Origin of the sequence: Rheinheimera sp. NSM (assembly GCF_052380015.1) — a bacterium.
GTDB lineage: Bacteria > Pseudomonadota > Gammaproteobacteria > Enterobacterales > Alteromonadaceae > Alishewanella.
The window spans coordinates 473,632-485,702 of record NZ_JBQTCI010000002.1 but is presented as its reverse complement, the minus strand read 5'-3'; the positions used below and the strand labels follow the sequence as shown (position 1 = coordinate 485,702).

At 51.7% G+C, this 12,071-nt stretch carries 8 protein-coding genes; 1 reads left to right on the top strand and 7 read right to left on the bottom strand.

The features are described from left to right. Positions 1-44 precede the first annotated feature (44 nt). From ACTZWV_RS08025 to malQ, 7 genes are all read right to left on the bottom strand, one after another. Positions 45-467: a hypothetical protein gene (locus tag ACTZWV_RS08025; RefSeq protein WP_444786046.1), complete on the bottom strand. Its 423-nt coding sequence runs from the start codon at positions 465-467 to the stop codon at positions 45-47. Between the two features lie 60 nt (positions 468-527). Continuing rightward, positions 528-971 carry a GNAT family N-acetyltransferase gene (locus ACTZWV_RS08020; RefSeq protein ID WP_444786045.1) on the bottom strand — a complete coding sequence of 148 codons (444 nt, stop codon included), beginning with the start codon at positions 969-971 and terminating at the stop codon, positions 528-530. 235 nt (positions 972-1,206) lie between these two features. Continuing rightward, positions 1,207-2,406: a formate-dependent phosphoribosylglycinamide formyltransferase gene (gene purT, locus ACTZWV_RS08015; RefSeq protein ID WP_444786044.1), complete on the bottom strand. Its 1,200-nt coding sequence runs from the start codon at positions 2,404-2,406 to the stop codon at positions 1,207-1,209. After that, positions 2,403-3,932, bottom strand: coding sequence for an NADP-dependent phosphogluconate dehydrogenase (gndA, locus tag ACTZWV_RS08010; protein ID WP_444786043.1), 1,530 nt, complete (start codon positions 3,930-3,932; stop codon positions 2,403-2,405). The genes purT and gndA overlap by 4 nt, the downstream gene beginning before the upstream one ends. A 98-nt stretch (positions 3,933-4,030) precedes the next feature. Further along, on the bottom strand, positions 4,031-6,091 hold the full coding sequence (gene glgX / locus ACTZWV_RS08005) for a glycogen debranching protein GlgX (RefSeq protein WP_444786042.1): 2,061 nt from the start codon (positions 6,089-6,091) through the stop codon (positions 4,031-4,033). An 83-nt stretch (positions 6,092-6,174) separates the two neighbouring features. After that, positions 6,175-8,361 carry a 1,4-alpha-glucan branching protein GlgB gene (glgB, locus tag ACTZWV_RS08000; RefSeq protein ID WP_444786041.1) on the bottom strand — a complete coding sequence of 729 codons (2,187 nt, stop codon included), beginning with the start codon at positions 8,359-8,361 and terminating at the stop codon, positions 6,175-6,177. Between the two features lie 106 nt (positions 8,362-8,467). Continuing rightward, entirely contained in the window at positions 8,468-10,663 is a 2,196-nt protein-coding gene (gene malQ, locus ACTZWV_RS07995; RefSeq protein WP_444786040.1) for a 4-alpha-glucanotransferase, read from the bottom strand. A gap of 209 nt (positions 10,664-10,872) precedes the next feature. Between malQ and gap the strand changes: the two genes are divergently transcribed. Then, on the top strand, positions 10,873-11,883 hold the full coding sequence (gene gap, locus ACTZWV_RS07990) for a type I glyceraldehyde-3-phosphate dehydrogenase (protein WP_444786039.1): 1,011 nt from the start codon (positions 10,873-10,875) through the stop codon (positions 11,881-11,883). Positions 11,884-12,071: the final 188 nt, after the last annotated feature.

Sequence of the window (12,071 nt, the reverse complement as noted above, 5' to 3'; positions counted from 1 at the left end):
CTGCATTAGTGGCATGGCCGCATAAAGGCGCCGATGCTCTACGTTTAAAACTGCCAGACAATTTCGTTGCGCAGCGCTTCAACAGCCTTTTTCATCTTCCCCGCAACGGCCACATAAACAAAGCTGCCGTTATCAAGCGCGACACATTTAACCGCAGCGCGGTTTTGCAGGTGATTGCCGTACACATAGTTGCCGTTTTGCACCACAGAGCCAAACTGCATGGTTTCAAGCACCGCTTTGCCTTTCGCCGCACATTGTTCTGCAGACAAGGTAAGTACTTTATGGCCGGACCATAACTGCGGCGTGTAAGGTTGGCCGGTGTATACCGTTTGTTTGACAACCTTCGGCGGCGCAGGACTTTGCGCAACTGCTTGCACCACCGGCTGCGGCGCTACAGGCTTAGTGGCACAGGCCGATAACAACAAAGCTGACACCAGCAGCGAAGCTTTACATATTGAATCTTGCACGTTATTCATTCCTTTGGGTTTATTAAGTTTGTCGATTACCGCAATGAGCTTCCAACCTATTTACAGACTGTTTGGCTTAGCCTTGGCATAAATATCCGGCCGGTAAATTTCCATAAAACTCTCCGGCTTATTGAGTGCGGTAAAACCGTATTTGGCGTATAAACCGTGCGCATTCGATGTAGCAAGGGTAAAACGGCGTACATCCGCTACGCCGGGGTGTTGCAGTACCGCTGTCATTAACTTTGCGGCGATACCCTGAGCGCGATACTCCGGCCAAACAATAACATCCACCAGATTAGCGAACGTCGCCTGGTCGGTAATAATGCGGCAAAAACCTACTTGCTGGTTTGCGGCATAAGCGCCCAGACACACCGAATGTGTAATGCTGCGCCGCACAATATCCAGCGAAATGCCTTTGGCCCAAGTGCTTTCTGTACAAAGAAAATGATGAATTTTGCCAATATCCAGCCGTGATTTATCATCGCTGATAGTTATTTGCTGCATCTGCTCTCCCTGTCATTACCAGTATTCAGCCTACGACCTGGATACTGAAAACAAAAACTAATGCGATGATCTGCAGAATAAGCGCCAAAGGTTGTTGCATATAGCCGGCCTGCTTTTAGTTATTGCGAACAAGCTTTGATGCTAGTGGATTTTATTTGCAAAGTGAACAACTTATTTACAACGACAGATATAAAAAAACCACCCGCAGGTGGTTTTTTTGAGCAGTCTTACCCGCTTATTTCAGCGTAACGCTAAGCTTGCTGATTACGTTAAGCGCTTTTTGCGTGGCTAGCTCAACATTGTCACTTAACGCCAGTGCGACACCCATCCGCCGCTCGCCCTGCACTTCGGGCTTGGCGAATATTCTCAGCTCGGTATCCGGCTCGCTAAGTGCCTCTGCCAAACCGTGGTACTGAATATCCGCGCTGTGGCCGGGCACCAGCAGCACCGCAGAGGCTGCCGGACCGTATTGCTTAATCTGCGGGATTGGCAAACCTAAAATAGCGCGGGCGTGCAGCGCAAATTCGCTCAGTTGCTGCGATATCAGCGTTACCATGCCGGTGTCATGTGGCCGTGGTGATACTTCAGAGAAATACACCGCATCGCCTTTAATAAACAGCTCTACACCGAATAAAGCACGACCGCCTAAGGCCTCTACCACCGCTTTAGCGTAGCTTTTCGCCGTTTCAAAAGCCTTGTCACTCATAGCCTGCGGCTGCCAGCTTTCGCGGTAGTCGCCTTTTTCCTGGCGATGGCCAATGGGCGCACAATATTGAATACCGGACATCGAATTTACTGTAAGTAAGGTGATTTCATAGTCAAAGTCGATAAAACCTTCAACGATAACCCTGCCCTTACCGGCTCGGCCTCCTTCCTGGGCGTACAGCCAGGCAGCGTCTAAATCTGCTGCAGAGCGCAGTACGCTTTGGCCTTTGCCGCTGGATGACATTATCGGTTTAACCACACAAGGGTAACCAATAGCATTAACCGCGGCGATAAAGCTGTCTTTGTCACCGGCGAATTGAAACGGCGAGGTGGCCAGTTTTAGCTCTTCTGCCGCTAAGCGACGAATGCCTTCGCGGTTCATCGTCAGATTTACTGCTTTGGCGCTGGGTACCACGTTAAAGCCGCAGTCTTCCAGCTCAATCAGCACTGAGGTGGCTATCGCTTCCAGCTCCGGTACTATTAAGGCCGGCTTTTCACTGATCACTAACTGGCGCAGTGCGGCGTTATCCAGCATCGACATCACTACGGCTTTGTCGGCTACCTGCATTGCCGGCGCATTGGGGTAACGATCTACAGCGATAACTTCGCAGCCGTAGCGTTTAAGCTCAATGCACAGCTCTTTGCCCAGCTCGCCGGCGCCTAATAACAGCACCTTAGTGCTGCTGGCTGTGCCAGGGGTACCTATGTGTTGGATGTTTTGTGGGCTCATTTTATTTTCACCATTGGCCGCTGCGGATTGCTCCAGTCAACATGGAACATTTTACCTTTGGCTTTATCGGTACGCTCAAAGGTGTGGGCGCCAAAATAGTCGCGCTGGCCCTGCAGTAAGTTGGCCGGCAATACCGCGGTGCGGTACGAGTCGTAGTAACTGAGCGCTGAGCTGAGTGCAGCTACCGGAATACCGGCCAGGGTGGCATTAGCCACGGCTTTACGCCAGTTTTGCTGATACACCGAGATTTGTTTGGCAAAAAACGGGTCCAGCAGCAGGTTCTCCAGCTCGTCGTTACGCTCGTACGCGCCGGTAATAGATTGCAAAAATACTGCGCGGATAATACAACCGGCGCGCCAGATTTTGGCAATTTCAGCAAAGTTTAGCTGCCAGCCGTGCTCGTCGGCCGCCGTTTTCATTAAGTGGAAACCCTGGGCGTACACACAGATTTTGGCGCAGTACAATGCATCGTGCAGTGCCTGAATAATCTCGTGTTTTTGCTCAGGCGAAATCAAATTTTGCGCCGGACCGGCCAATACCGTAGCGGCTTTTACCCGCTCGTGTTTCAGTGCAGATAAAGATCTGGCATACACGGCTTCAGCAATAGTCGGTGATGGGCTGCCAAGCTGCAGGCTGCTCACCGCCGTCCAAAGCCCGGTGCCCTTCTGGCCGGCTTTATCCATAATCACGTCGACCAGCGGCAGGCCGGTTTCCGAGTCTTTGGTGGCCAAAACATCGGCGCTGATGCCAATTAAATAGCTGTTGAGCGGGCCTTCATTCCACTGTTTAAACACCCCGGCAATTTCAGCGGCCGGCATGCCAAGAATGTCGCGCATCACCTGATAGGCTTCACAAATCAGCTGCATATCGGCGTATTCAATGCCGTTGTGCACCATTTTGACATAGTGACCGGAGCCGCTTGGTCCAATATAGGTGGCGCAAGGCTCGCCTTCGGTAACCGGGTTACCCGGTTCAAAGCGCTCTATTGGTTTGCCGGTGGCCGGGTCGACTTTAGCGGCAATGGCTTCCCACAGCGGTTTAATCCGTGTCCAGGCGTACGGGTCGCCGCTTGGCATCAGTGACGGGCCAAACCGGGCACCGACTTCACCACCGGATACGGCAGTAGAAAAGAAGATAAACTTGCCTTCGAAGTCTTTTTCCCGCGCCACCGTATCGGTCCACAGACTGTTGCCGGTATCGACAATAATGTCATCGGCCTGAATGCCGGCGTCGATTAATTTATGACAAACATCATCCACCGGTTTGCCGGCCGGCACCGATAACACCACCAGGTGCGGTGCCGATAACCGGGCCAGTAATTCAGTGTACGAGCTGCAGGCGATAACGCGGGCCGGTTTGTCGCCACGCTCGGCTTTATCCTGCGCCAGCACGGCTTCCAGCTTCTGGTGGTCCAGATCAAAGGCGGCAACGCGGTAGCCATTGTCTGCCAGGTTCAGGATCAGGTTTTTACCCATTACACCGGCGCCGACAAAACCGATATCACAAAGTGCAGCTGTGTCTGTCATCTGACATTCCTTCATTATTTTTCACTGTTACGCGCCGCCAAACAGCCGGGCAGTAGCGTCTGAACGGCGCGCATTATACTGAAAAGGACCGGATAAACCTACTGCCACACCGAGATACTGTGTGCATTCTGCTGATACTGTTGCAATTTAACCGTGCGGCTTTGCGCCAGGCCTTTATCAACGCTGGTGTCGAACAATAATTGCCAGGGCCGCTGCGGCAAGGTTAACGCCACCGTTTTGGCCGACGCATTAAACACAAACAGTAAGCTGGCTTTGGCGGCCTTATTGCTGATTTGAAACATACAACCGGAGCGCTCCGGGTCATGCCAGTCGTGTTGCTGTTTCTCTGTGCCATCAGGCAAATACCACTGGATCTGGTGTTTGTCGCCGTGCAGCTGATAGCTGTCATCAAGCAGCGATAACTGCTGCAGGCAGCTGTATTGGCGTCGGAAAGCCAGCATCTGGCGGACAAAGTTCAGAAAATCTTCTTCATTGCTGTCCAGATGCCAGTCCAGCCAGCTGATATCGTTATCCTGACAATAAGCATTATTATTGCCACACTGGGTGTGGCTCAGCTCATCACCGCCTAACCAGTGGATCATGCCCTGGCTCAGCAGCAGGCTTGCCACCAAATTACGCTTATGTAAATAGCGGTTAGCCAACACAGTGGCGTCTTTGCTTTGGCCTTCCACGCCATGGTTACAGCTTAAGTTGTGGCTGTGGCCATCGCGGTTTTCTTCACCGTTCAGCCAGTTGTGTTTATCTTTGTAGCTTACCAGGTCATGCAGGGTAAAGCCGTCATGGTAGGTTAAGTAGTTTACGCTGCAGCAGGCCGGTTTATGGTGTTTCTGGAAAATATCGCGCGAGCCGAGCAGCCGGGTGGTAAATTCCGGCAATACGCCTTTATCGCCGCGCCAGAAAGCCCGGAAGGTATCGCGGCATTTGTCGTTTAACTCGGACCACAGCGCCGGAAACTGGCCCAGCTGATAACCCATAGGGCCGACATCCCACGGCTCAGCAATCAGTTTTACCTCTGACAGCACCGGGTCCTGGGCAATAATTTGAAAAAACGCTGCATAGGGGTTAAAGCGTTTATGCTCGCGCGCCAGGGTGGTGGCTAAATCAAAGCGAAAGCCATCCACCTGCATCTCGGTGACCCAGTAACGCAGTGCATCCATAACCAGCTTTTGCCCGGCCGGATGCGCCACATTTAAGGTATTGCCACAGCCGGTGTAATTGCTGTGCTGGCTAAAATCGGTGATATCGGCATGGCTTTCAAACAGGTAGTAATGCTTGTTGGCTAAGCCACGCAAGCTCAGCACCGGGCCGTCCTCGCCCGCTTCTGCCGTATGGTTAAACACCACATCTAAAATAACCTCGATGCCGGCCTGATGATAACTGCGCACCAGGGTTTTAAACTCAGTTACAGCATCACGGTACTGATAGCGCGGCTCCGGGGCAAAAAAACTTACCGGGTTATAACCCCAGTAATTGCTCAGCTGCAGCTTGTTTAGCCTCGGCTCGCTTAAAAACGCCGCTACCGGCAACAGTTGCAAGGTGGTAATACCCAGTTGCTGCAGGTGTTTAATTACCGCCGGATGGCACAGGCCCAAATAGGTACCGCGCAACTCTGGCGGTACGTCGGGGTGCAACATAGTCATACCCTTAACATGGGCTTCGTAAATAACGGTTTTTTCCCGTGCGATTGCCGGTTTAACACTGTCTTGCCAGTCAAAACTGTGTGCTGACAGCACACCTTTGGCCAGCATATAGTGGCTTTTAGCGGTGTATAAACGCTCGTTAAAACTTAAACTGCGGTTAAGTTGTTTTACGTAGGGGTCAAGCACAATGCGCGCGGCGTCGAATACCAGCCCGGCATCGGGGTTATGCGGCCCGTCGGCTTTTAACGCATACAGGGTGCCATTTGTAATGCCGCTGACCTGTAAATGCCAGATATCACCGGTGCGGGCATTAAAGCTCAGCTCACCCAGCAACTCTTCGGTGTCGGGTTGATATAAACACAGCATTAGGGCCGTTGCATCCGGAGCGAACACCGCAAAATTCCATACTGTGCTGCCATCCGGTGCCTGGCTGCTCTGTGCACCCAACGGCGATGCTTTACCCACAGCTAACTTTAATACCGGAATATGGTTACTCATAGCCTACCGCTTCTCTGTTATTGATTACGCTCAGGTATTTCTGACTGCTTTGCTACCAGCTCTGCCAACAGCCTTGCTAAGTTTTACGTTAGTTTTTTGCGTAAGTACAGTGTCGCCAGTGGCGGTAACTGCAGGCAAATATGCTGCGCCAGGCCATGATACTCTGTTGCCACACTGCTAAGCACACTGCCAACAGCGTAATTGCTGCCCCAATAGTATTCGCTGTCAGTGTTGAGGATCACCTCATAATCACCAGCTTGCTCTACTCCGAGTAAAAAGTTGTTGCGTGGTAGCGGTGTAAAATTACACACTACATATACCGCATTACCCTGGCTGTCGCGGCGCAGAAAACTTAAGGTGCTGTTGTCGGCGTCCTGGTGATCCAGCCAGCGAAAGCCGTCGTGGCTGTAATCCAGTTCATACAGCGGCGCACAGCGACGATAGGTGTGGTTTAAATCGCGTAGCAGCTGCTGCATACCACGGTGTTTGTCGTAATCAAGTAAATGCCAGTCGAGGCTTTGCGTGTGGCTCCACTCTCTGCCCTGGGCAAACTCATTACCCATAAAATTCAGCTTTTTGCCCGGATGCGCAAACATAAAGGCGTAATAAGCGCGTAAGTTGGCCGCCTGCTGCCATTCATCACCCGGCATTTTATTCAGTAAACTGCCCTTGCCGTGTACCACTTCGTCGTGCGACAGCGGCAAAATAAAGTTTTCGTTATAGGCATACACCATGGAAAACGTCAGATCGTTGTGATGATAGCGCCGGTACGCCGGGTCTTTGCTGATATAACGCAGGCTGTCGTTCATCCAGCCCATATTCCATTTAAAACCAAAGCCCAGACCGCCCATATCCACCGGCCGCGAGACCATAGGGAATGAGGTTGACTCTTCGGCAATGGTCATCACCTGTGGAAACTTGCTGTACACCTCAGTGTTAAACCAGCGGAACAAGCTGATGGCTTCGTAATTGTGATTGCCGCCGTCGATATTGGGGATCCACTCACCTTCGTTACGCGAATAGTCCCAGTACAGCATTGACGCTACCGCGTCGACGCGCAGGCCGTCGATATGAAAATGCTCTAACCAGTACAGTGCACTGGCCACCAGAAACTGGCGCACGTAGTCTTTACCGTAATCGTAAATGCAGGAGTTCCAATCCGGGTGCCAGCCGCGGCGCGGATCTTCGTATTCATATAAATGGCTGCCGTCAAAACGCGCCAGACCGTGACCGTCTTCCGGAAAATGCGCCGGTACCCAATCCAGAATGACGCCAATACCGGCCTGGTGGCAGGCATCAACAAAGTACTTAAAATCATCCGGCGTACCAAAACGTGATGTGGGTGCGAACAAGCCCAGCGGCTGATAACCCCAGGAGCCGTCAAACGGGTGCTCCATTACCGGCATCAATTCAATATGGCTGTAGCCCATATCCAGCACATAGGGAATAAGTTCAGCGGCAAGTTCCCGGTAACTCAGCGGCTGGTTATCTGCCCCACGCCGCCAACTGCCGGCCTGCAGCTCATAAATGCTGATTGGGCTGTTAAGCGGGTTAACCGCTTTACGCTCACGCCAGTCTTTGTCTTGCCATTGATAGTGGTTATGGTCGTACACTAAAGACGCATGCGACGGGTATTGCTCGGCATAAAACGCCAGCGGGTCGGCTTTATGCGGCAACAGCAGCCCCTGGCTGTCTTTTATTTCAAACTTATAGCGCACCCCGGCGGCAACTTCCGGCACTACCAGCACCCAGTGGCCACAATGGGTGCGCTGCATCGGGTGAATACGGCCATCCCAGCTGTTCATATCGCCGATTAAGCTGACATTAGCCGCGTTGGGCGCATACACTGCGAACCGTGTAGCGGTAACGCGTTTGCCGCCAACATCCAGCGTAATAAGTTGCGCACCCAACTGGCGGTACAGGTTTTCCGGCTGGTTGGCGACATAATGCACGGCATAAAAGGCTTCGTCGGTAAACTGGTACGGGTCGTACAACTGATATTGATAACCGCCGCTGTGCACCTGCAGGATATAAGCTTCCGCTTTGCGTTTTTTGGCTAACACCAGCTCAAACACGCCGGCATGATCGGCACGGGCGCTCAGCTCACCTAATACTTTACCGCTTTTGGCAGAGACAGCGCTAACCGCAGTAGCATGTGGCAGATACACCCTCAGGCATAACCCAACCTGGCTATCGGCCTTAAGCGGCTGCCAACCCAGCAGCGAAAACGGTTCTGCACACTTTACCTGTTGCAATAGCGCTAAACTCATAACGGATCCCTTTTATTATTTCTGTTGCTTTTGCTGTTACCTTAACAGCCAACGCCGCAATAGCGATGGCATTTTACGCCACAGCATTTTACGCAAAAGCGCCGGCTTAACCGTTACGGCGTGCGCTGATGTCAGTAAACAGCTGTAAAATATCGCTGTTTTGGCTCCATTGCTCTATCGGTTGGCTTAATTTACGCCGCCAGTTCGGGTATTCGCTACTGGTGCCGGGAATATTGACCGGCTGTGTCATTTGCAGCGCATCTTCGAGCTGTAAGCACAGCAACTGGCTTGATGTGGCCGCTAAATGGCGCTGCATGGCATAGTTAAGCGTGGTGTCCATACCCAGATGCTCGACACTGCGTTCATAATGTAACGGCAATATACTTTCACCCTGAAAAGCATGGCCGTGCAAGGAGTCCAGAATACGTTGTTTATTGGCATGACGCTGCGCATACAAGCCCTGCAATTGCGCCTCATCAGTATACAGGCCCAGCTCCTTACCCAAACGCAAGTCTTCGCAGTGCCAAAAGCCAATCAGCGTGGGTAAATCGTGGGTCGTTAAGGTGGCCATTGCTTGTTGCGGGTAATGCGCCGGTGAGATATAGCCACCATCGGCGGCGGTTTCAAAGAAAAACACGCGGTAAGAATACACACCGTACTCTTCTAACAGCTCGCGGATGCCATCAGGCACTGTGCCTAAGTCTTCACCGATAATCACCGCCTGATGACGCTGGCTTTCCAGCGCCAAAATGCCGAGTAAGTCCATCAGCGGATAATACACATAGGCGCCACCACCGGCATTTTCTGCCGTTTTCGGCACCCACCACAACCGCAGCAGCGCCATAACATGATCAATACGCAAGGCACCGGCATGCTGCATATTGGCGCGCAGTAAATCGATGATCGGTTGATAGCCCTGTTTATACAGCTGGTACGGGTACATAGGTGGCAGGCCCCAGTTTTGCCCGGCCGGGCCCAAAGGGTCCGGTGGTGCGCCCACGCTGGCATCACGACAGTACAGCTGCGGGTTAGCCCAAATTTCAGTGGAGGCCTCGCTGACACCGACGGCTAAATCGCGGTACAGCCCCAGCAACATACCGGCGTCTTTGGCCACTTGCTGCGCCTGCGCCAATTGTTGCTGTGCGATAAACTGCAGATAGCAGTAAAAATCCAGCTCAGCTTTGTGCTGTTTGGCAAACTGCTGCACTGCTGCCGATTGCGGTTCCCGGTATTGTTCCGGCCAGTTCGGCCAGCCCCAACACATGCTGTCTTGCTGGTATAAATGCGCATGCAGCGCATCATACAACGCCAGTTGTTGCAGGCTGTCGCCGCCATCGAGCTTAAACTGCTTAAAAGCTTTTGCCTGTGCTTTGTTGCCGGTTTTACTCTGCTCGATAAACCACTGATACAGGCTTTTCATTACCGGCAGCTTTAACTGCATTACGCCGCTGTAATCGACATAGTCTTTGCTGCGCTGTGCGCTTAGCTCTGCACGAAAAGCCGGTGCGCTCACCAGGCTTTGGCTACGGGCACAAGCGGCAAAGCCCGGCATCGCCGTGACATCAATATAACTGATATTGAGCCAACGTCTGGATGAGGGGCTGTAAGGGCTGGCACTTTCCGGCATCGCCGGATATAAAGCATGGATTGGGTTTAAGCCGATAAAATCAGCGCCAACCGCAGCCAGGTAGTTAAGCGTTGTAGCCAGATCGGTAAAATCACCTATGCCCCAGTTACGCTCTGAGCGCAGCGCATAAAGCTGCAGCGCGATGCCCCACTGTTTTTTATGTGCAAACGCCTCCGGCTGATAACAGCGGCCCGGGGTAATAATCAGCTTTTGCGTAACAGCGCTGCCAGCTAAACGCAGTTGGTGATAACCGGCGGCCAGGGTTGCGCTCAGCGCATGTTGGTACTGATGGTATTCCACCTCATCCAGCACCACCACCTGCACCAATTCACCTTCTACCGGCGTCAGGTTAAAGTGCTGCTCGTCACCGCTTTCGCTGGTTAAGATAAGCGACAGCTCGCTGTTGGCTTGCTCCAGGTTTACCTGCAGCAACAACTGTAACGGCTCGCCCTCGCGCTGCACTGATACCGCCTGCAACGGTTGTTGCCAAAAATCCAGCTGCCGCTGCAGCAATTGCAGTGCCGCTATGTCGTCATCATCAGTATCAAAGCCCTGAGCTTGCAGTAAGGCCAGTTGGTTTTGCTGACTGACAGTGGTCGGATTACCCCAGGCATCATTAAATTCAGTTTCAATACCACAAAATGCGATCAATTCAGCCAGTAAGGTGGCGTCCATGGGAATTCCTTTTTATAGTCAGAGGATTGTCAGTGCGCTAAGGCTCATTTTAGGCCGCCTTGGCGCTAAAGTCATTGTTCATTTATGTCATTTAATTACATAAATAATGGTTTTATAGCGTTTTAAACTTGAAAAAGTCGGTTAATAATGTAATTTTACTACACAACTTATCTCGCAAACTTTCAGAACATCTATTTAACGGGGTTAATATGACTATTCGTGTGGCGATTAACGGCTTTGGCCGCATTGGCCGTAATGTGCTGCGTGCTTTGTATGAAAGCAGCAAAAATTACGATATTAAAGTGGTAGCGATCAACGACCTGGGTGACGCTGCTATTAATGCACACCTGCTGAAGTATGACACAGCGCATGGCATTTTCGCCGCTAACGTTGAGCACAGTGACAAAGCCATTTACGTTAACCAGGATGAAATTATTACGCTAAGTGAGCGCAATCCGGCTAAGTTACCGTGGCAACAACTGAATGTAGATGTGGTGCTGGAGTGTACCGGCCTGTTTACCGACCGTAAGTCTGCCGGTGCGCATTTAGAAGCCGGGGCGAAAAAAGTGATTATCTCGGCGCCGGCTAAAGATGTCGATGCCACTATTGTTTATGGCGTAAACCAGCAAATCTTAACGCCGCAAATGAACATTATCTCTAATGCTTCCTGCACCACTAACTGCCTGGCACCGATTGCCAAGCCGTTAAATGATGTATTGGGTATTGAGTCCGGCCTGATGACGACGATTCATGCTTACACTAACGATCAGCGCTTAAGCGATGTATATCACACTGACGTGCGCCGCGCCCGTGCTGCAGCCATGTCGATGATCCCGACCAAAACCGGCGCTGCCGCCGCTGTAGGTTTGGTAGTACCTGAGCTGATGGGTAAGTTTGATGGCTTAGCGGTGCGCGTGCCGACATTGAATGTATCACTGGTCGATTTAACCTTTATTGCCGGTCGCAATACCTCCATTGATGAAGTAAATGACATTATCCGCAAAGCGGCATCAACTGGTGTTATGGCAGAAGTGTTGGCGGTAAACGATTTACCGCTGGTGTCGGTTGATTTTAACCACAACCCGAAATCGTCGATTTTCGATGCCACCGAAACCCGTGTAAACGGCCGTTTGGTGAAAGTAATGAGCTGGTACGATAACGAATGGGGTTTCAGCAACCGTATGCTGGACAACACCGTTGAGTTTATGAAACACGTTTAAAACGTTGCAGCCTGAAACAGCCAGCTTTATGCTGGCTGTTTTGTTTAACAGCACGTTTGGCTGTTATGCTGCAGAGCAGGAAATTCTTTCTTCACCGCCTTCAACAGCACATCCCTGTGCTGTCTCAGCCTGCGCGGCGTTCATGCCGCTGTTACGAAAGAACACCTGCTCCACAGCTCTTACGTTTA

Bases quoted from the DNA above. Each gene is read 5' to 3' on its own strand.
- ACTZWV_RS08020 (WP_444786045.1), bottom strand. From the start codon at position 971: ATGCAGCAAATAACTATCAGCGATGATAAATCACGGCTGGATATTGGC.
- gndA (WP_444786043.1), bottom strand. From the start codon at position 3,932: ATGACAGACACAGCTGCACTTTGTGATATCGGTTTTGTCGGCGCCGGT.
- purT (WP_444786044.1), bottom strand. From the start codon at position 2,406: ATGAGCCCACAAAACATCCAACACATAGGTACCCCTGGCACAGCCAGC.
- gap (WP_444786039.1), top strand. From the start codon at position 10,873: ATGACTATTCGTGTGGCGATTAACGGCTTTGGCCGCATTGGCCGTAAT.
- glgB (WP_444786041.1), bottom strand. From the start codon at position 8,361: ATGAGTTTAGCGCTATTGCAACAGGTAAAGTGTGCAGAACCGTTTTCG.
- malQ (WP_444786040.1), bottom strand. From the start codon at position 10,663: ATGGACGCCACCTTACTGGCTGAATTGATCGCATTTTGTGGTATTGAA.
- glgX (WP_444786042.1), bottom strand. From the start codon at position 6,091: ATGAGTAACCATATTCCGGTATTAAAGTTAGCTGTGGGTAAAGCATCG.